General features: G+C 70.8%; 18 protein-coding genes. 14 read left to right on the forward strand and 4 right to left on the reverse strand.

Annotation, left to right across the window (positions count from 1 at the left end; genetic code table 11):
- Positions 1-6: 6 nt before the first annotated feature.
- From AB0K18_RS28665 to AB0K18_RS28675, 3 genes are read right to left on the reverse strand one after another with little or no spacing between them, the layout of a single operon-like run.
- The gene (locus AB0K18_RS28665; protein WP_364920067.1) at positions 7-822 is read right to left on the reverse strand and encodes a carbohydrate ABC transporter permease; all 816 of its coding nucleotides are present in this window, start codon (positions 820-822) and stop codon (positions 7-9) included.
- Positions 819-1763: a sugar ABC transporter permease gene (locus tag AB0K18_RS28670; RefSeq protein WP_364920070.1), complete on the reverse strand. Its 945-nt coding sequence runs from the start codon at positions 1761-1763 to the stop codon at positions 819-821. Before AB0K18_RS28670 ends, AB0K18_RS28665 begins: the two co-directional genes overlap by 4 nt.
- Before the next feature lie 29 nt (positions 1764-1792).
- The gene (locus tag AB0K18_RS28675; protein ID WP_364920072.1) at positions 1793-3079 is read right to left on the reverse strand and encodes a sugar ABC transporter substrate-binding protein; all 1287 of its coding nucleotides are present in this window, start codon (positions 3077-3079) and stop codon (positions 1793-1795) included.
- 132 nt (positions 3080-3211) lie between these two features.
- On the opposite strand from AB0K18_RS28675, the gene AB0K18_RS28680 reads away from it, so the two are divergent.
- The 4 genes from AB0K18_RS28680 to AB0K18_RS28695 all read left to right on the forward strand — a co-directional run bounded on the left by AB0K18_RS28680 (position 3212) and on the right by AB0K18_RS28695 (position 5848).
- A complete protein-coding gene (locus AB0K18_RS28680; protein ID WP_364920075.1) occupies positions 3212-3973 on the forward strand; it encodes an FCD domain-containing protein in 762 nt (253 codons plus the stop codon).
- Positions 3974-4205: 232 nt separating this feature from the next.
- Positions 4206-4571, forward strand: a complete 366-nt coding sequence (locus tag AB0K18_RS28685) for a YbaB/EbfC family nucleoid-associated protein (RefSeq protein ID WP_364920078.1) — start codon at positions 4206-4208, stop codon at positions 4569-4571.
- Positions 4568-5476: a hypothetical protein gene (locus AB0K18_RS28690; protein WP_364920081.1), complete on the forward strand. Its 909-nt coding sequence runs from the start codon at positions 4568-4570 to the stop codon at positions 5474-5476. The genes AB0K18_RS28685 and AB0K18_RS28690 overlap by 4 nt, the downstream gene beginning before the upstream one ends.
- 6 nt (positions 5477-5482) lie before the next feature.
- A complete protein-coding gene (locus AB0K18_RS28695; RefSeq protein ID WP_364920084.1) occupies positions 5483-5848 on the forward strand; it encodes a hypothetical protein in 366 nt (121 codons plus the stop codon).
- Positions 5849-5850: 2 nt separating this feature from the next.
- On the opposite strand, the gene AB0K18_RS28700 is transcribed toward AB0K18_RS28695, so the two are convergent.
- Positions 5851-6765 carry an RNA polymerase sigma-70 factor gene (locus AB0K18_RS28700; protein ID WP_364920086.1) on the reverse strand — a complete coding sequence of 305 codons (915 nt, stop codon included), beginning with the start codon at positions 6763-6765 and terminating at the stop codon, positions 5851-5853.
- Between the two features lie 169 nt (positions 6766-6934).
- Between AB0K18_RS28700 and AB0K18_RS28705 the strand changes: the two genes are divergently transcribed.
- The 10 genes from AB0K18_RS28705 to AB0K18_RS28750 all read left to right on the forward strand — a co-directional run bounded on the left by AB0K18_RS28705 (position 6935) and on the right by AB0K18_RS28750 (position 20326).
- Entirely contained in the window at positions 6935-8281 is a 1347-nt protein-coding gene (locus tag AB0K18_RS28705) for a YcaO-like family protein (RefSeq protein ID WP_364920089.1), read from the forward strand.
- Between the two features lie 6 nt (positions 8282-8287).
- On the forward strand, positions 8288-8911 hold the full coding sequence (locus tag AB0K18_RS28710; protein WP_364920092.1) for a TOMM precursor leader peptide-binding protein: 624 nt from the start codon (positions 8288-8290) through the stop codon (positions 8909-8911).
- Positions 8908-9801 (forward strand): hypothetical protein, encoded by an 894-nt coding sequence (locus tag AB0K18_RS28715; protein ID WP_364920094.1) that lies wholly within the window; start codon positions 8908-8910, stop codon positions 9799-9801. Before AB0K18_RS28710 ends, AB0K18_RS28715 begins: the two co-directional genes overlap by 4 nt.
- A 71-nt stretch (positions 9802-9872) precedes the next feature.
- Positions 9873-10103 (forward strand): thiomuracin/GE37468 family thiazolyl RiPP peptide, encoded by a 231-nt coding sequence (locus AB0K18_RS28720; protein ID WP_364920097.1) that lies wholly within the window; start codon positions 9873-9875, stop codon positions 10101-10103.
- 71 nt (positions 10104-10174) lie between these two features.
- A complete protein-coding gene (locus AB0K18_RS28725; protein WP_364920099.1) occupies positions 10175-12769 on the forward strand; it encodes a lantibiotic dehydratase in 2595 nt (864 codons plus the stop codon).
- The gene (locus tag AB0K18_RS28730) at positions 12766-13626 is read left to right on the forward strand and encodes a lantibiotic dehydratase C-terminal domain-containing protein (RefSeq protein WP_364920102.1); all 861 of its coding nucleotides are present in this window, start codon (positions 12766-12768) and stop codon (positions 13624-13626) included. Before AB0K18_RS28725 ends, AB0K18_RS28730 begins: the two co-directional genes overlap by 4 nt.
- Positions 13623-14966, forward strand: a complete 1344-nt coding sequence (locus AB0K18_RS28735; RefSeq protein WP_364920105.1) for a SagB family peptide dehydrogenase — start codon at positions 13623-13625, stop codon at positions 14964-14966. Before AB0K18_RS28730 ends, AB0K18_RS28735 begins: the two co-directional genes overlap by 4 nt.
- Positions 14963-16708 (forward strand): YcaO-like family protein, encoded by a 1746-nt coding sequence (locus AB0K18_RS28740; protein ID WP_364920108.1) that lies wholly within the window; start codon positions 14963-14965, stop codon positions 16706-16708. The genes AB0K18_RS28735 and AB0K18_RS28740 overlap by 4 nt, the downstream gene beginning before the upstream one ends.
- Positions 16701-18653 (forward strand): TOMM precursor leader peptide-binding protein, encoded by a 1953-nt coding sequence (locus tag AB0K18_RS28745; RefSeq protein ID WP_364920111.1) that lies wholly within the window; start codon positions 16701-16703, stop codon positions 18651-18653. The genes AB0K18_RS28740 and AB0K18_RS28745 overlap by 8 nt, the downstream gene beginning before the upstream one ends.
- On the forward strand, positions 18650-20326 hold the full coding sequence (locus AB0K18_RS28750) for an ABC transporter ATP-binding protein (protein ID WP_364920114.1): 1677 nt from the start codon (positions 18650-18652) through the stop codon (positions 20324-20326). The genes AB0K18_RS28745 and AB0K18_RS28750 overlap by 4 nt, the downstream gene beginning before the upstream one ends.
- The last annotated feature ends 6 nt before the right edge of the window (positions 20327-20332 follow it).

Genomic DNA, 20332 nt, shown 5'->3' on the forward strand with positions numbered 1-20332 from the left:
TGAGCCTCAGCCCTTGGTGGCGCCGGCGGTGAGACCGGACACCACGTACTTCTGCACGAACAGCGCGATCACCATGATCGGCAGGGTGACCACGGTGGTCGCGGCCATCAGGCCGCCCCAGTCGATGCTGGCGTACCCGACGAAGTCGAAGATCGCGACGGGCAGGGTCTTGGTGTCCGCGTCGGACAGTACGAGCGCGAACATGAAGTTGTTCCACGAGAAGATGAACGACAGGATCCCCGAGGTCGCGATGCCCGGCACCGACAGCGGCAGCGTGATCCGCCGGAACGCGCCGACGTGCGTCAGCCCGTCGACCAGCGCCGCCTCCTCCAGCTCGGTCGGCAGGCTGTCGAAGTAGCCCATCATGATGTAGACCACGAGCGGCAGCGACACGAACATGTGGCTGATGATCAGCACCCCGAAGCCGCCGACCATGCGCAGGTTGGAGAAGACGTAGAACCACGGCACGAGCAGCGAGACGCCGGGGATGATCCGCGCCATCAGCACGACCAGCGCCGACTTCTTCATGCTGAACCGGCTCATCGAGTACGCCGCGGGCACTCCCAGGATGAGCGAGGCCACCGTGGCGGCGAAGGCCACCCACAGGCTGTTGAGGATGAACTCCACGTAGTTGGCCTGCTGGAGCACCTTGCCGTAGTTGTCCAGCGTGGGGGAGAAGGACAGCGCCTTGGCCGGGTCGTAGATGTCGACGTTCGTCTTGAGCGACGCGGCGACCATCCAGACCAGCGGCGCGACCAGCACGAGCACCACGACGGTGAGCGCGGTCGCGCGGAAGATCCGGTACGCGGGCCGGGCCCTCATCGCTTCGCCTCCTTGCGCCGCGCGGTCAGGGCCCACATCGCCCCGATGATGATCAGGAAGAAGAGGATGAGGACGGTGGACGAGACGCCGTACTCGTTGTAGTCGAAGCTGAGGCCGTAGGCGTACACGTTGAGCGTCTCCACCTCGTGGAACGAGCCGCCCCCGCGGCCCTTGGTGGCGTACAGGATGTCGAAGGTCTTGAGCGCGTCGATGCCGCGCAGCAGGACCGCGACGGTCAGGGTGGGCGTCAGCAGCGGGAGCGTGACGTGCCTGAAGCGCTGCCAGGTGCTCGCGCCGTCGATGCGGGCGGCCTCCTGCGGCTCCTCCGACAGCGAGGTGAGCCCGGCGAGCAGGATCAGCACCACCATCGGCGTCCACTGCCACACGTCGATGAGGATCGTGGTGGGCAGCGCGGTGTGCTGGCCGGCCAGCCAGGGCTGTGGCCCGATGCCGAACCAGCCGAGCGCCTGGTTGGCCAGGCCGATGTTGGGGTCGAAGATGAGCCGCCACATCATGCCGACCGCGACGGGGGTGGCGACGAGCGGCAGCAGGATGGCGACGCGGACCCACCGCTCGCCCTTGAACGGCCGCCACAGCAGCAGCGCGATCGCCATCCCGAGGACCACCTCGAACAGCAGCGCCACGATCGTGAACGTGGCCGTGCGCCCGACCGCGGGCCAGAACCGCTCGGTGTCGGTGAGCACGTCGAGGTAGTTCCGCAGGCCGACGAAGTCGCTCTCGGCGCGGACGGAGCCCTCGGCGTCGGTGAGGCTGAGGAAGATCGTCCAGCCCAGCGGGAAGATGAGCAGCGCGGCGACGAACGCCATCGCCGGCGCGGCGAAGAGCCATTTGCGGTGGTCGTCCACCCAGCGCGCCCACCCCGGCGTGGCGGGGGTGGGGGTGGACGCGCTGCGCGGCGGCTCGGTGGTGGTCGTTGCCACGGAATCTCCAGAAAGAAGCGAGGTAGCTGCTACCTGGCCTCGTCGTCCAGGAACTTCTGGAACGCGGTGTTGGCGGCGTCGGCGGCCGCCGCCGCGTCCTTGCCGGTGATCGCGTCCACGATGGGCTGGCCGACGATCTCGCGGGACTCGGCCACCTTCACGACCAGCGGCCGATCATGACCGACCCCGGCCTGGGTGCTGGCCGCGATGGCCTCGGCGAGGTCCTTGGGGAACGTCGAGGTGCCCTCGGGGTTCTCCCACACGGACGCGCGGGCGCCGGGGACGCCGGACTTCTGCTGGGCGAGCGTCTGCTCCTTGCTGGTCGCCCACTCGATGAACTTCCAGGCGTTGGCCGCGTTCTCCGAGCTCTCGTTGATGCCGAGCGCCCACGACGGGATGTTGTACGGCTTCGAACCCGCCGGACCCGCAGGGAACGGTGCGAAGCCCACCTGGTCCGACACCTTCGACTTCGCCGGGTCGGTGGCGTTCTGGTAGAGCGAGTTGGCCTCGGTGTAGAAGGCGGCCTTGCCCTGGGTGAAGATCGCCATCGCCTCGGGCCAGCTCATGTCGGTGCTGACGTTCGCCGGGCCGCTGTCCTTGATCAGGCCGCCGTAGAAGGCGTACGCCTGCTTGGCGGCGTCGCTGGCGACCGCGGACTTGCCGTTGGCGTCCACGAAGTCGCCGCCGAAGCTGTAGAGGAAGCTGGAGAACTGGGTGACGGCCGCGGACTTGCCGGTGCGCGCGACGAACCCGGCGACGTCGGGCTCGCTCTCCTTGATCTTGGCGGCGGCGGCCTTCAGCTCGTCGAGGGTCTTCGGCGGGGCGTCGAGCCCGGCCTTCTCCAGCAGGTCCTTGCGGTAGTAGAGGACCTCCTGCTCGGTGATGATGGGGACGCCGACGGGCTTGCCCTCGTACGTGGTGGCCTCGACGGGGCCGGCCTGGAAGTCGCTGAAGTCCCAGTTCGCGTTGGCCTTGACCTGGGTGGACAGGTCGGCCAGGTACTTGTTCTTGGCGAAGAGCTTGCCCTCCTGGAGGGGGCGGTACATCATCACGTCGATGTCGGCGGAGCCGGCGTTGAGCTTGACGTTGTACTGGTCGGACAGCTGGTCCTCGCCGAGCTGGGTGATCTCGACCTTGAGCCCGCTCTGCTTCTCGAACTCGGGCAGCGCCTTCTTGATGTTGTCGGTCCACACGTGGTTGGCCAGCGTGACCCGGACCGTGGTGGACGCGCCATCGCCGTCGTCGCCGCCGCAGGCGGACAGGGTCATGGACACCACCACGGCCAGAGATGCACCGATGATCGACCGATGTCGCACGTGATCTCGCCTTTCTTTCATGGTCGCCGCCCCCTATGCGCCACGTATCCGTAACATCCGGTTAATGCCGGGATGCTAGGACAAAAAAGCTGACTTATTCAAGTATCGTCTTTCAATTGATATGCTTTATTCGTGACTCAGTCCTCCCCCAAGGGCGCACCAACCCCACCTGCCCCTGCCGAGGCTGGGTTGCACGCTCAGGTCCTCGACCGGCTCGGCACCGTCATCTGCAACGGCGAGCTGCCCGCCGGCTCCGTCCTCAGCATCGACGACCTGATCGACCGCTATCAGGTCTCCCGCTCGGTGATCCGCGAGGTGCTGCGCGTGCTCGCGTCCATGGGGCTGATCGAGACCCGGCGCAGGGTCGGCATCATGATCCAGTCCGCCCGGGCGTGGAACGTCTTCGACCCGCAGGTGATCCGCTGGCGGCTCGCCTCCGGCGGGCGCATGGCGCAGATGCGCTCGATCACGGAGCTGCGTACCGCGATCGAGCCGTACGCGGCCGCGCTGGCCGCCACCCACATCAGCGACGACGAGGCGAGCGAGCTGGTGGGGCTCGCGGCCAAGATGTGGGCCGCGGGGAAGGCCGGCGACGAGACCCGCTTCCTCGACCTCGACATCGAGTTCCACCGGCGGGTGCTCGCCGCGTCGGGCAACGAGATGTTCGAGAAGCTGCACCTGATCGTCGCCGAGGTGCTCGCCGGGCGGCACCACTACCACCTGATGCCGCACTACCCGGACGAGCAGGCGCTCCACCTGCACACCGACGTGGCCCAGGCGATCCAGCGCCGCGACGGGGAGCGCGCGCGGCGAGCCATGGTGGGGATCATGGAGCAGGGGTTCGCGGAGATGAAGTCGATGTGGGAGCGCAGCGCCGAGCCCGGCGGCAGGTGACGGAGGGGCGGTTCAGCGTACGCCGCGTACCCGCAGGATCAGGAGCGCGCCGACGAGCGCGAGCACGCCGCCGGTGACGAACAGTGCGGGATGGCCGCCGAGATGGGCGACCATCCGGCGGAGCCGTCAGGCGACCCGGTCGCGATCGCCCTGGAGATCCTCGAAGACCAAATCGAGATTTGACCGATTTGCGCATCTTGTGGAAGATCGTCTAGGTGATTCAGGAGGCGGGATGACATCACCGAGAGATCCGTTAACCACCACCGGCGACGAGGAACTGGGCCGGCTCCTCCGCGGCTACCAGCAGGATCTCGCGGAGCTCGAGGGCCTGCGCGACCGGATCGCCGCGGTCAAGGGCCGGGGCGAGGCCGCCGACGGCCGGGTCGTGGTGGAGGTGACACAGACAGGGACGCTCGCCGGGGTCACCATCGACCCGCGCGCCATGCGGCTCGGCTCGGAACAGCTCGCCGCGGCCATCATGGAGGCCGCGGGACGGGCCGGCCGCCAGGCGGAGCAGGAGGCGCAGGACCTGGTGACGCCGTTCATCGCCGGCACGCTGCTCGACGGCGACCGCGCCGACGGGACGCGCCGCCGTTGAAGCTTCCTTACGGCCGCGCGGGCGTCTACACGTTCGGCACCCTCGGCATCGCCGGCTTCGTCTTCCAGATGCTCGCCGTCGACTACCCCGAGGGCGACCCCGACCGGGCGCGCCAGGCCGCCGGCGTCTACGCGCGCCTGGCGGAGCGCATCGAGAAGAGCCCGTCGCACACCTACCCCGCCGCCGCCTCCGTGTGGCGCACCAACCACGGGGGCGGGGTGGAGCAGTTCAAGCGGGCCATGACCGAGGGGCTCTACCCCGAGCCGGAGGAGAACGGGTACGCCGCCAAGCTCGCCCAGCGGTGCCGCGACGCCAGCGCGGCCTGCAACGAGTTCGCCGACGCGGTCGAAGCGGCCAGGCACGCCTACTGGACCCTGGCCATGGCGAACTTCGCCAGCTTCGTCTTCATCTCCACCTTCCCCTGGCAGGCCGGGGCGGCGTACCAGATCACCCAGATCCTCATCCGCCGGGCGCAGGCCGGGCTGCTCGCGAAGCTGCTGCAGCACGGCATGGCCAAGATCGTGCTGGCCAAGCTGACCGAGTACACGATCGGCAGCGTCTTCTTCGCGGTCGGCGACGTGGCGGCGGTGGCCGGCGTCAAGGCCGCGCGCGGTGAGGACGTCGGCTCGCTCGGGGACAACGCCACGCAGGCGCTCAAGGAGTTCGCCGCCTCGGTCGCCTTCTACGGCGTCTTCGACGCCGCCGCGCCCCTGGCCAAGAAGGTCACCTCGAACGCGGACGTCCAATACTTCCTCAGCCGCATGGCCGGCGGGTCCATCGCGTACGGGCCCTCGTACGACCTCATGAACGGCCAGCGCGGCGAGGAACTGCTCCCCACCTGGAAGGAGACCCTGGGCCGGGTGCTCCTGTACTTCACCATGGCCCACAAACCGGCGGGAGGCTGAGTTTCCGTGGAGATCGGCAGGTCACGCATCCGCTCGGCGGCGGGCGCGTTCGACATCGAGGGCACCGAGCTGGCCACGTTCGTCGCGGCGGCGGCCGAGGAACTCAACGCCATCGGCGACTTCTGGGGCGGCACCACCGAGGGCGTCACGTTCTTCAAGGGCCAGGGCGGGGGCAGCGGCTACGAGGCGGTCGCCGGCCAGCTGGCCGCCGGCATCGGGGTCCTCATGGAGGCCCACCACGAGATCGCCGACCGCCTGCGCCTGATGACCGACAACGTGGAGGTCGGCGACTGGAACAGCGTCGCCGAAATCCTCTCCGAACTCCCGCCCCCGGACCCCGGCCAGCCCGTCTGGGGCATCGCCGAAGCCTGACCTCAGCGGCTGACGGTGGTCGGGCGGTTGATGTGGGAGAGCTTTTCGGGGTTTCTGACGTGGTAGGCGCCGGTGACGTGGCCGTTGTCCACGTGTACCGCAAGCACGCCGTCTATCTCGCCGTCCAGCCGGATGAGCAGGGCGGGGGAGCCGTTGATCTGCACCGGTTCGACCGTTCGCCTCGCGTCGGTGCGCCACCAGCCGGTCGACAGCAGGCGGGCCACCGCGTCGGCGCCCACGACCGGGCGCGGCAGGGCGGACTTGACGCCGCCGCCGTCGCTCAAGGCCACCACGTCAGGGGCGAGGATGTCGAGCAGGTCCTGGAGCTCGCCGGTCTCGACCGCCCGCTGGAAGGCCAGCAGGGCGGCGCGGTGCTCGGCGGGGGAGCCGGTGCCGCGCGGGCGGCGGGCGGCGACGTGCGTACGTGCCCGGTGGGCGAGCTGGCGGACCGCGGCCTGGCTCTTGCCGACGGCCGCGGCGATCTCCTCGTACGCCAGGTCGAACACCTCCCGCAGCACGAACACCGCCCGCTCCACCGGCTGCAACGTCTCCAGCACCAGCAGCATCGCCATCGAGACGCTGTCGGCCAGCTCGACGTCCTCGGCCACGTCGGGCGTGGTCAGCAGCGGCTCAGGAAGCCACGGCCCGATGTACGACTCGCGGCGCCGGCTCAGCGTACGCAGGCGGTCGAGCGCCTTGCGGGTGACGATGCGTACCAGGTAGGCGCGACGGTCGCGGACGGCGGCGAGATCGACGTCCACCCAGCGCAGCCACGTCTCCTGCAGGACGTCCTCGGCGTCGGCGGCCGAGCCGAGCAGCTCGTACGCGACCGTGAAGAGCAGGTTCCGATGGGTGACGAACGCCTCGGTCGCGGTGTCGGCGCGCGGGCCGCGTTCGTTGATGCCTGATTGCGTCACACCCACAAGACGCCCGCGCCTGCCTTTTTGTGACACGGCCGGTCCCCTCGTGACCATCAGAACGCCGCGCCGCCGACTCGACTAGAGTGATCGGGCCGATGGCGGCCGACCGCTCCCCCGAGAACGCGCCGGCGCCTGGCGCCCAAGGAGATCGGACCCGAGGAAGCCCTTGACGGAGACGTTAGGCGGGCCCCCGCGCCCCAGACCCCCGGTGGCGGACGCGCTGGAGGCGATGGTCTCACCCCTCGGCGGGCTCGTCGGCTCGACCAGCCGGCTGCTGACTCCTGAGACCGGTGCGTCGCTGCCGGTTCATGCCGCCGCCCTGGGCGACACCACGCAGGTGCTGCCCGCGGTGGCCGATGCGATGCGCGGGCGTCCGACGAACGGGACCATCGACGGCGCGGCCGCGTCCCTCGACGAGCGAGAGGCGCGCTGGCTGGCCGTCGCCGAGGCCTTGGAGCGCTACTCGAGCAGCGTCTACAGCGAGGATCAGTTCGTCTGGGCGACAGCGGCCGAACTCGGCGATGAGGCACTCGACCTCGACACGGTGCCGAGCATCTCCGATGCCGAGGCGGCCCACCCGGCCTGCCCCCTGGTCAAACCGGACAAGCTCGCGCCCATGCGCTGGGTCCGCGGTCTGTCGCTCATGACGTCCAGGCCGGCCTGGATCCCGGTGCCCTATGTCTACCTGCACCTCCGCTACGCCTCCGAGGGTGAGCGGCTCACCGCGCCGATCTCCACCGGCTGCGCCGCACACACCGACGTGCACACCGCGCTCGCCAAAGCGCTGTGCGAGGTGATCGAGCGCGACGCGATCGTCCTGACCTGGTTGCAGCGGTTGCCGCTGCCCCGTCTTGACCTGGACCGTGTGTCGGACGAACTCGCCCTCCTCACCCGTATCGCACGCGAGGAACAGGTCGTCACCCACCTGTTCGACGCCACGACCGACCTCGGTGTACCCACCGTTTACCTGGTGGAGGTCGCGCCGCACCATCCGGCCACGCGGACGCTGGTGACGTGCGCCACGGATCCCGACCCGTACGCGGCGGCGGAGAAGGTGTTCCGCGAGGCCGCTTCGTGCCGGATCGGCCTGCGTTCCCGGGTGCCGGAGCGAACGGACCCCATGACGTTCCGCGACCCCTTCGACGGAGGCACGTACATGGCCGCCCCCGAACGGGCGCACGCCTTCGGCTTCCTGCTCGACTCGCCGCACCGGCGCAGCCTGTCCGAGCTGCCCGCGCCCGAGGTGGCAGAGGGGCGGCCGGCCCTGCGATGGATACTCCAGCGGCTGCGGGATCACGGAATGGAGGCGTTCGCAGTGGACCTCACCTGCGACGAGGCACGGGACATCGGGATGTCGGTGGTCCGCGTCATCGTGCCGCGGCTGATGCCGCTGTCCTTCGTCGGCGCCGCTCAGTACCGCGGGACGCCGCGACTGTACGAGGCGCCCGTCGCCATGGGCTACCCCGCCCACGCCGAAGCCGACCTCAATCCCTGGCCCCAGCCGTTCGTGTGAGGGCCGATGATCATGCGACCGCCCGATCTCATCGTCACCGTCGGCGCCTTCGGCGCCGCTGCCGCCCGGCTGCTCTCGGGACCGGCCACCCGCCTCGCCGACGCGCCTCCGGCCGGGCGGGAGATCGACGTACCGCCTGCGACCGCGACCGTGGTGCTGGCCGCCTCGGTGCCCGCACCCGCCGTGGAGCTGGAGCTGTCGCGGGCCGCGCACCTGCGGGACTTCGCCTTCCTCCCCGTCGTCCTCGACCATCCGCGCCTGCGTGTCGGCCCGGTGTCGCGGGCCGGCTCTCGGGGTTGTTCCACCTGTTACCGCAACAGGGTGCGGCAGCACGCGGCCAACGTATCGGCTCAGGAAGCGGTTGAGGAGCATCACCGCCGGCATCCGGAGGTCGCCGACCGCGGGTATCTGGCGCACTGGCCGGCACTGGCCGCCGCGCTGGCCGCTCAGGCCGACCCGGCGGACACGACCCGCGTCCGTCACCTCGATCTGCTGTCGAACACACCGCTGGTGAGCAGGCTCGTGCCGGTCCACGGCTGCGCGGTCTGCGCGCCCGAGGCGGCGGAAGCGCCGCAGCTTCGCAGCATCGTCCGCCTGCGAGGCATCGTGGAAGAGCTGGAGACCGAGTGACGTCCTCCGACCTGCCTCGCAAGCCGAAGCTCCATCCCGGGCTGTGCGCCGTGCCGTACGAGCGGGGTCTCGTCCTGGAGGGCACGGCGCAGCCGAGGTCCTTCGACGGGACGGCGGCGCGTACATTCCTGCCACGCCTCCTACCGTTGCTCGACGGCAGCCGGACCCACGCCGACCTCGCCCGCCATCTCGGAGCAGGTACGGAGCAGGCGGTCACCGCCGCCCTTCGCCTCCTCCACTCCACGGGTCACCTGCAGGAGGACGACGACGATCCGGAGCCGCCCCCGGGCGTGCCCGCGGGTGCCGAGCAGGCCCTGGGCAGGATGCTCGGTGCCGACCCGGCCTGGCCCAACGTGGCGGCGGCCTATCGGGCGATGCATGCCTCACCCGCCTTCATCGTGGACACGGGGCCGCCCGCCGCGCGGGTCGCCGACTTGCTGGCGGCGTCGGGGGACCGGGTGACGCTGGTGGCGCCCGGCAGCGTGCCGGCGGCGCAGTCGTACGTCGTCGTGTCGGCGGGTGAGACGGAGCGCGACCTGCTCGAACGGTTCGACGTGGCCTGCTTCGAGCATGGCCTGACGTGGACGTGGGCCTGGTACGCCGGAGGAACCCTGCGACTGTGCCGCTTCGACCGGCGGCTCACCCCTTGCCTGGCCTGCTCCCGCAGTGCCGCTCACGTTCCGCCGGCCGGCGGGCCCGGCCCGGATCCGTCGGAGGCGGCGGACCTGGCCTGGGCGCTCGTCGCGGGCGAGATCCTCCATCAGCGCGCCCGGATCGGCACACCGCTCCCGCCGGGCATGATCACCACCTTCGACCTGCGCGCGTGGTCGTCGCGCCAGGACGTCGTCGCACGCCGGGCGGACTGCGAACGCTGCGGTCACCTGGCATAACGTCGGCATACCTCGGACATACCGGCTCCTCCTAGCGTTGACGGCAACTCCGCTAGGTGAAAGGGGCTTCCATGCCGACCACAGAAATGCTGGACTTCGACGTTCAGGACCTTTCGATGGACGTCTTCGACCTCACCGTCAGCGGGCTGGAGGTGGAGACCCTGACCATGGGCCGTGGCCTGGACGTGGTCGCCTCCTGCCTGTCCACCCGCTGCTACCCCTGCTCCGGTACGGGGGGCTGCGGCTCCTGCACCGATGACCCGCTCCCGGTGGCGCCCGGCATCGACGAGGACGAGGAGTAGTCCGGCTCGTGGGCCGCCGCCGGCGTGGCGGCCCACCGGCCACGTCCTGGTGCTCGTCGAATGAGGTTGAGGTGGATGTTCCCCCGTTGGTCCGGCTGGCCGGCATGCCGTCGGAGGTGCTACGCGAGCTGCGTTTCCACGAGGCATGGCAGGCGGTGGAGCGACAGCTCCAGCTGCGGCGCAGGCTGAGGACCGAGAGCGAGGCTCTGAGCGACGACCTGTACGGCGTGATCGCAAGCCTGGCCGACGATCCCGTCAAGCCGTTCATGGTCGGCCTGCGCCGCGCCCTCTACCAGGGGCGGGCGCCCACCGCGCGCGAGTGGAGCCCGGACACGCGAAAGGCGCTGGCACAGGACCTCGCCGACAGGGTGGAGCAGTGGCTGGCGCTGAACGCGCGGCTACGCGCGGGTGAGCACGACCTGGACGAACTGGTGAGATCCGAGACCGACGCCCGCGCCGCCCGGTTGCGCGAGATGGCCTCGGCCCCCGCCTTCCGGCGCGGGCTCCTGCAGGCCAGCGCCGCCCTCTCGGACGACCTGGACAAGTGGCTGGCCGACCCGCATCGTGGCGCCCCGCACCGCCTGGCGGCGGCCCTGGCCAAGTATCTGACCCGCGCCGCGGCCAAGACCAGCCCCTTCAGCACGTTCATGGTGACCGGGCGCGGCACGTGGAGCGAGGACGACGTCGCGGTCCGCCGGCTCGCCGATGGGGTACGTGGCGCCCGCGGCGTGCTGCAGCTGGGTCACGTGACCCGGTCGGACCTGCACGCGGCCCTGGTGGCGAGCGATCGCACCCGGCGCGCTCTGTTCGTCCGGGTCAATCCGAGCGTGGTCGTCGACCGTGACCGGCTGCGCTTCCTCGGCCACCCGCCCGAGGAGCCGATGATCACGATCAATGGCACGCCGGCGATCCATGCCTGCCTGGACCTGCTTGCCGGCACCGCTGCCAGTACCGCTGCGAGTACCGCTGCCGGCAACGCTGACAGCACACTCGGAGACCTCGCCGGACGGCTGGCGGAGCGAGGGAAGGCCGATCCCGCTCAGGTCGACGCCTTCCTCGATCACCTCGTCGAGATCGGCCTGCTGCAGGTCGCGCCCCAATCCGGCGGGCAGATCACCACGCCGGGGGAGACCGCGCGCTGGTTGCGGTCGCTCGGCGCGGACTTCGCCCACGAGGGCGCGCTCGTCAAGACCGTCAGCGATCGGCTGAGCATCGACGTGCCGATCGAGGACGTCGAGGGCCACCGACGCCGCCTGAACGACGTCCGCCACGCGCTCGCCGACCTGTCGGACCATCTGGGACAGCCCGTCGCGTCGGCCGGAAGCCAGGCCACCTTCGACACCGCCGTGGCCGAGAGCCCGCTGGCGGCTTTCGGGCGCAGCGCCTGGCGGCCCGTCATGGACGATCTGCAGGTCCTCCGCCGGTGGCTGGCGGTGTTCAGCCCCAGTCTGGAGTTGAAGATCGCTCTGGACGCTTGGTGGACCCGGCGGCCGTCCGCCGATCAGCGGATGCGCTACCTGGACTTCTACCACGAGGTCATGCAGGAGGTGGCCGGCGGCTCCCCCGAGGGCAGGACGATCGGCCGCCTGTGGCACTCGCCGTCGGAGCGGCGGGAGAGCGGGTCGGCCCGCGCCGATGAGCTCCACGCCCTGCGGGATGACGCCGCCCGCGTGCTCTGGGGTGAGCAGGCCGGTCACGAGACCGTCGACATCGATCCCCAGCGGCTCGCCGACGCGGTGGCCGGTTTCCCCCCGTGGGTGGACGAACTGCACTCGCTCGAGGTGTACGGCCAGCCGCTGCTGGAGCAGGCGGGGCCCGAGTTCGTGGTCAACAACGTCTTTATCGGATACGGCAAGGGGCACCGCCGCGTGGACGGCCTGGCGGGACGTCGTGCGGAGCCATGGGTGATCCCCGGCGATTTTCCGTTGTTCGCGGGGCTCGGCGGCTCTCTCGGCACCTCGCTGAACGTCCGGGAGCCCTGTGTGCCGTACGAGATCGTCTACCCGTGGCACGGTGACGCGCGGCCGGGAGTCCGCGGGATCGATCTGGGGGATCTGTGGGTGGAGCGCGACCATGCCCGCGGCCTCCTGCGGTTGCGTGCGAGTGGCCTCGATCGGGAGATCAGACCGCTACATCTCGGCATGAGCGCACCTTGGACCCTGCCACGTGCGGCCCAGCTACTCGTGAAAGGGTTCGGCGAGGACGCTCCTCAGCCGATCGCCGCCCTCGCGCCCCGCGGGCACTGGTCCGGGGCGCGCGGCAGGGAGGTGATCTCGCGGGCGCGAGTGGGACGCGTGACGGTACGACGAGCCGCCCGGCACGAAGCGCCGCCGGACATCCCCGCGCCCAAGGCCGGCGAGCGGGAGGCCGCCTATCTGCTGCGCCTGACCGAGTGGCGGCAGATCGCCGGAATCCCGGAGACCTGCTACGTGAAAAGCCTGTTCAAGAGCCGTTCCCGGGCGCGGACCGGCGAGCATAAGCCGCTCTTCATCGATTTCGCCAACCCCTTCCTCGTGCGGGTTTTCACCGATTTCCTGCGATCCCCCCACGACGTGGTCCTCTTCGAGGAGGCACTGCCGGATCCGGTGACGGCGCACGAGAACCACGGCGGAGGTCACGTCATGGAGATGATGCTGGACGTCTCGGCGTGGGATCGCCTGACATGAGCGGCGACCAGTGGGTGAGCGCGCACGTCTTCCACCACGGTGATCAGGACCGCCTGATCACCCGGCTGATCAGGGAGATCGTGGACGACCTTGCCGCGGCAGGCCTCGGCAGGGACTTCTTCTTCCTCCGCTATTGGGAGGCAGGACCGCACGTGCGGTTACGCGTACGGGCCGAGCCGTCCGACCACGCCAGAGTCCGCCGCCTGATCGAGAAGAGAAGCCGCCGCTTCTTCCAGACGTGGCCCTCCGCGACCCGGATCAGCCAGACCGAGTACGAGCGGTCGGCCGCCGAACTGGCCCGCGGGGAACAGATGACGGAGTTCGCCCCCACCCTGGCCTCCAACGACTCCGTCGCGTTCATCCCCTATCGCAGGGAGTACCACCGCTACGGGCGCCCCGCGATGGCGGCGGTGGAAGAGCACTTCGTGGACTCCAGCAGGATCGTCCTGGCCATGCTCGAAGCGGGGATCACCGCAGAGCAGCGCGTCACGGCCGGCGTCGCGATGTACATCATCGTCCGGCTCCAGCTCGCGGCACCGCCGACGGCGCCGCAAGAGCATGCGGAGGCCTACGCGCGGCAGCGCGACATCCTGCTACCGCTGGGGCGGCGCCTGCGCGGGCTGGTCGACCACACGGATCAGGTGACACGCGACGACGGTCTGGCCGGTTGGGCGCGGACGACGGCGAAACTGCGCAAGGCGCTGCAGGTGGACCCGGACAGGACGGCAGCGGTGCTGACCACCTGCGCGCACCTCGCCGCCAACCGCCTGGGCATCGACCTGTGGACCGAGCGATACGCCTCCTCCCTGGCCGCATGGACCGTGCATGAACTGCGTGAGGAAGAGCATCGGGCATGACACCACCGATCGAGGAAATGGTCAGGCTGAGGCCGGAGGTGGCGGGAACGCTCGCTCCGGACGGCTCCTACCACCTGCTCAGCTGGCCGCACAGCACATGTCTGGGTCGCCTGACCGCAGACCAGCACGCGCTGCTGCGGCGATTGGGACAGGAGTCCGTCCCCCTCGGCGAGCTGCGAACTCATCCCGGCTTCCGCACTCAGCTGGAGCTGCTGCGGACGGGCGGCTGGTTGCACGTCACCGTGGCCGCCGCCGGCCGGAAGGTCTACACCGTTGAGCCGGAGCGGCCGCAGGAGCGCCATCAGGGAGAGCCAACCGGGCGCCTGATCCTGTCGAGGTTCGCGATCGCTCGCAGGGACGGCGGCGAGGTGGTCGTGGAGTCCCCGCTGTCCTGGTGTCGCGTCCGGCTGCACGAGCGCCGCGCCCTGGCTCTGCTCGCCGCCGACCGGCCGGTCGACGATGATCCGGCGCTTGTCCGGCTCCGTCAGGACCTGTGGGCGGCCGGCCTCGCCGTACCGGAGGACGACGAGGCGGCCGGGCCGCCCGAGCGCCTGTGGCAGCCGCATGAGCTGTGGTTCCACCATCGCAGCCGCACCCGGCTGCCTGGAGTCCCGTACGGCAAGGGCGACTGGACGGCCGGCGTGTCCGACCCGCCGGGGGCGCGTCGTGAGCCGTTCGGGGGCGAGATCGTCGAGCTGGCCCGGTCTGATCCGGGCCGCCGGTACGCCGCCGAACCTCGCCTGACCGAGGTGCTGGAGGAGCGGCGATCGATTCGCGGGCACGACGACGGCGCCCCGCTGACCGCCGCGGGCCTCGGAGAGTTCCTCCACCGTTGCGCGGGCAACCGCGGCATCTACCGGATCGACGGCGTCCAGCACGTGAGCCGGCCCTATCCGGCGGGCGGAGCCATGCACGAGCTGGAGATCTACCCGGTGGTCCGGAAAGTCTCCGGGCTTGAGCCCGGTATGTATCACTACGACCCTCAGGATCACCGGCTGGAGCGGCTGTCCGGGACCACACCCCCGGTGCGGCGGCTCCTGCGCGCCGGGGCGATGGCGGCGGCCACCGTGCAGGAACCGCAGGTGCTCCTCGTGATCGCCGCCCGGTTCGGACGGGTCATGTCGGGCTACCAGGCGATGGCGTACTCGCTGGTCATGAAGCACGTCGGAGTGCTCTACCAGACGATGTACCTGGTGGCCACCGCGATGGGATTGGCACCCTGCGCCCTGGGCGACGGTGACGGTGGCGCGTTCGCCGCGGCGACGGGTCTCGACCCGTTGGAGGAGGGGGCGGTGGGCGAGTTCGCCCTCGGATCACGTGACGCGGAGGTGCGGTCATGAGGGTGCGCTGGCGTGAGGACGCCTATGCCGCGGCGGACGGCGACGGCGTTCACATCCTGACGCATCGCGGGCTCGCGCGGATCGACGGCGCCTCGATCGCCGGATGGGTCGACCGGCTGGCCCCGTTCCTCGACGGCGAGCGCACGGTCGGCGAACTGACCGCCGGGTTGCCGCCTGCCCGTGGCGATGCGGTGCGGAAGGTCATCGACCTGCTTCTGGAATGCGACGCCGTCCAGATGGTCGCCGAGGAACCGCCGCGCACACCCGGAGGTGACTTCCTCGGCTGCTTCCGGGCTCCTGCGGTCGCCACGTTCGATGACTACCGGCGCCTGCGTGTAGCGCTCGTCGGTGCCGAGCCCATGCTGGAGTCCCTGGCGCGAGCGGCGAGGGTGTCGGGCCTGGAGAACGTCACGAGGATCGACATCAGCGCGCCCCGGGGAACGCCGCCGCCCGAGGTCATCGGCCTGCCCGAGGGAACCGAGCTGGTGCTCTACGCCGGCGACGGGCCGTCGGCCCTGCCGCTGAACCGCATGTGCGCGCGGCGCCGGATCCCCCTGGCCTTGCTGGTGCACACCGGCGACGCCACCTGGCTCGTGCCCCCGGGAGGACCCGGCTGGGAGGACGCCTGGCGTCGGCTGGGTTCTCCGACCGGCCACGTCGCCGCGGCACCATCCGGTGCGGCGGCCCGCCTGGTCCATGCCGCTTTCCGGGTGATGACGGGCGTCATGCCGGACACCGAACGTGACCGTTTGGTCCGGATCGATCCGGACGGGTATACGAGCACGCGGCACGCGTGCCTGCCGCACCCCGCGCGCGCGACGGCGGCGGGCGGCTCGCCCCAGAGCTTCCACCGGCGGCTGCGTGTCCTGCGAGCCGGCCGGCCCGTCGACGACGCCACGTTCCTTCGTGACATCGCTGCCTGCTACGACGAGCATCTGGGCCTGTTCACCCTCGCCGAGGCCGCGGGCCCGCAGACACCGCTGAACGTCTGCCGCGCCGTGCTCAAGGGAACACCGGACATGGACGTGCTCGGGGTGGGGTTCGGGTACGACGCGGCGACCGGCGACGCCGCCCGCAAGGCTCTGGCCGCCTACGCACTGCGCGAGGCCACCGAACAGGGCGGCCACGTGTGGGCGTACGAGATCGACGATCCGGATGCCGTTCGCTCACTGCCCGTGCCCGGTGCGTTCGGCACGACGGACGCGGGACTCGCGGCCGGCTCCCACTGGGAACAGGCCGTCGGCGAGGGCCTGGCCGATCAGTGCCTGCGGCTGACTCTGGCTGAGCTGCGGTCACGCTCGGAACCGTGCCCGCGCATCGACGTGGCCACGGCCGACCTGCCCGCGGAGGGCCGGAGGTGCCGGGATGTCCTCGCCCGGCTCGATCAGCTGCCCGACGTGTACGACGTCACCGGTCCGCTGGGCGTCCCGGCCGTCGTCTGCTGCGCCGGGACGGTCACCGTCGGCTACTTCGCCGCGCTGAACCCGGCGAAGGCTCTGCAGAAAGGACTCAAAGCGGTGCTGCTGCACCTGCAATCCCCGCAACGGACCCCGGTGGAGCCCTTCCCGGATCAGTTGCGCGGCGCCCGGTGCCGACCCATGCTCCCCGGCCTCGGCGCGTCACAGGTGGCGTCGCGGCTGCGCGCCCGCGGCTTGGTGGCGCTGGCCGCGCCCCTCGATCGTGATCCCGCCATCGCCGGGCTCATGCCGTACCTGGCCAAGGTGGTGATCGAAGATGCGTGAAGTGGCGCTGGTCGGGCGGGGAATGCTGCACGAGGCGATCGCCGCGGAACTGAGCGGCGACCGAATCGTCAGCCGGTACGCGACCGCGGAGGAGCTCACCGGCTCTCCCGGCCTGCTCATCGCGGCCGACGACGGCTGGAACACCGAGCGCACCCGGGAGATGCGGGCGGCGGCCACCGGCTTCGGGGTCCCCTGGCTGCGCGTCCGTACCGAGCTGAACCGCGTCGTCGTCGGCCCACTGGAAACCCCCGGCCAGGCGGGATGCGTCTCCTGCGCCGAACGCCGCCGGCGCCGCCTGCGCAGCGATCCGGCCGGACACCGGGCCGTCCTGCGACAGCACCGCACCGCCCTGCGCGAGCGCCCGTCGTCGTGGCTCACCCCGCTGGGAGCCCTGCTGGTCGCCGAGCTCGTCGCAGCGGAGACGGCACTGCTGGCCGAAGGCCGCCCGCTCCGTACCAGGGAGGCCTTCTTCCTGGTGGATCTGGAACGGCTGGACGTCGGCCTGCACACCTTCCTGCCCGACGACTTCTGCCCCACGTGCGGTGATGCTCCGGCGGACAGCGCCGGGCGCGCCACGCCGACGCTGGAACCCCGGCCCATGTACCGCGAGCGGACCTTCCGGACGCGGGACGTCGCCGATGAACTGGCCGACCTGGAGAAACTGTACGTCGACACGGAGTCCGGGCTCGTCGGCGGGCTCACCGAGTGGACGGCGGGCGGTCTGGTCGTCACGTCGGCGGCGGTGGGGGCACGGGCCGGCGGTGAGGTGGTCGGCTATGGGCGAGCCGGCACCCGGGCCGCCAGCCGGCTCGTCGCGCTGCTGGAAGGCGTCGAACGTTACGGCGGCGCCCCCGGCGCGTGCCGGACGGCGGTGCGCGCCCCGTACGCCGAGATCGCCGACAGCGCGCTGGACCCGCGCACCCTCGGCCTGTACCCCGAGGAGCGCTACGACCTGCCAGGATTCCCCTACCGTCCCTTCGACGTGAACGAGCCCCGCGCCTGGGTGTGGGGGTACTCCTTCGCCCGGCAAGCGCCGATCCTGGTGCCGGAGCGCTGCGCCTACTATCAGCACGCGCACTCCACCGGCCACGACCACGGGCTGGTCTACGAGATCTCCAACGGATGCGCGCTCGGAGGGTCGCTGGAGGAGGCGATCCTGCACGCCATCATGGAGGTCGCTGAACGCGACGCCTTCCTCCTCACCTGGTACTGCCGGTTGCCCGCCCCGCGCATCGACGTGTCCGCCGCCGTCGACCGTCGCCTGCCGCTGTGGCACGCGGCGCTCGAGGCCGAGACCGGGTACGCCGTGTCGCTCCACGACATCAGCGTTGAGCAGCGGATCCCCTGCGTGTGGGCCATGGCGGTGAATCCCCGGGACGACGGCCGGCCCGCGACGATCAGCGCCGCGGGATCCAGCCCGGACCCCGAACGCGCCATCGCCAACGCGCTCACCGAGCTCGCTCCTGACATCGCCCCGATGGCGGACCGATATGCCCGGGAGAGGGACCGGGCACAGGCGATGGTGGCCGATCCCGGACTCGTCAGGGACATGGACGACCACTCCCTGCTCTACGCGCACCCGGACGCCGCGCGGCGGCTCGCCTTCCTGACCCGGTCGACCGGCGTCCGCAAGCCGGCCGACATGGGGATCCCCGGCGCCTTCGACGACACCGATCTGACCGGCGTGCTCACCGAGACGGTGGGACGCTACCTGGACACCGGACTGGACGTCATCATGATCGATCAAACCGGTTCCGAGCACCGGGCGGGCGGCTTCGCCTGCGTGAAGGTGCTGATTCCCGGCACCCTGTCGATGACGTTCGGGCACGACAACCGGCGCATGCACGGCCTCCCGCGGCTCCTGACCATGCCGCGGCTGCTCGGACACCGCGACCGGGACCTCACGCCCGGCGACCTCAACGCCGACCCCCATCCCTTCCCATGACGGCCCGCGCGGTGCTCCGCCGCATGATGACGTGGTTCCGGCCGCATCGATGGCGGGTGGCGGCCTCCCTGGTCATCGTGCTGATCTCCGTACCCCTCGGGGTCGTCAGCCCCCTTCTGACGAGAGGGGTCATCGACCAGGGCCTGCTGCGCGGCGACTTCGCGACGCTGACGGTGCTGTGCACCCTCATGGTCGTGGTGGGGATCGTGAACAGCGCTCTGGCCGTCGGCAACGTGGCGCTCACCAACAGCATCGGCCAGCGGGTGACCGCCACGTTGCGCGCCGGCGTGTACGAGCGCGCCCAGGCGCAGGAGCTGGACTTCTACACGGAGGAGAGCACGTCCGAGGTCCAGGCGCGGCTGGTCAGCGACATCGACGGGGTGGACCGGTTCGTCACCAACATCGTCCAGCAGTCCCTCGCCGCGGCGACCGCCCTGGCCGCCTCCGGCATCGCGATGCTGCTACTGAGCTGGCCGCTGGCCCTGCTCTCCTTCGTCCTGGCGTACCTGCTGGCGCTGCTCAATCACCGCTTCGCCCAGAGGCGCCAGGACCTGGCTCGGCAGCGGCAGCGGCTCGTGACCTCGGTGCTCCGCTTCGCCGCGGATGACCTCACGCTGGGCGGGATCATCCTGGGCAGGACGCTGCACCGTACGCGATGGCAGCGCGAACGGTTCGTCGAGGTGTGCCGGCGGTTGAGCGAGGTCACCGTCCGGCAGCGGGTGACGGGCGCGGCCGCCTATGTGATCATCGGAGTGTCGTTCGCCTGTGTCCCCCCTCTGGTCTACTGGCTGGCCGGCACCACGGTCACGGGGCTGAGCGTCGGGACCGTGATCGTCCTGGTGATGCTCCAACTCCAGCTGTCCGAGCCCATCCAGACACTTCTCCAGCTCTCCGGCGGGTTCCACGTCTCGCTGGCCAAGTTCGAGCGCGTCATCGAGTATCTGGACATGCCGGTGCCGTCGGCGCCCGACGACGCGGGCACCGTCTCGTCGTCGCCGCGGGCGGGGGTCGGCGTCACCCTCCGCGGCGTGGGTCATTCCTACGGGGCGCGGACCGTCCTCAGCGGGATCGACCTGGAACTGCCCGCCGGCTCGGTGACGGTCGTGCGCGGCCGCACCGGATCGGGCAAGAGCACCCTGGGCCTGATCACAGCCGGTCTCCTGCGGCCGGCCACCGGGACCGTGCACGTCCACGGGGCAGGGGACGCGGAGCTACGGGACGTGGCCACGATCGTCCCGCAGCACACCACGCTGTTCGACACGTCCATCCGGGAGAATCTGACGTTCGCCCGCGAGGACGTGACCGAGCAGGACATCGACCGGGCACTCGCCGCCGTCCGCTTGGACGGCCTGGTGGCGAAGCTGCCGGACGGCCTGGACACCACCGTCGGCCAGGAGGGACATCAGCTGTCGGGCGGCGAGCGGCAACGCCTGGCCGTGGCCAGGGCACTCCTTGCTCCCTGGCAGGTGCTCATCGTCGATGAGGTCACCAGCGCCCTCGACGGCGTCACTTCCGACGAGGTGTACGACGCCCTCCGCGCCTACTGCAGGGGACGCACCTTGGTGATCATCGCGCACCGGCTCCCGCGTCTCCGGGACACGGACCGCGTGCTGACGGTCCATCAGGGACGAATGGTGAGGGAGGCGCCCGACGGCCTGCTCACTCCGCTCTGATCCGCT

The sequence above is a fragment of the Nonomuraea sp. NPDC049421 genome, from assembly GCF_040677005.1.
GTDB classification, from domain to species: Bacteria; Actinomycetota; Actinomycetes; order Streptosporangiales; family Streptosporangiaceae; genus Nonomuraea; species Nonomuraea salmonea.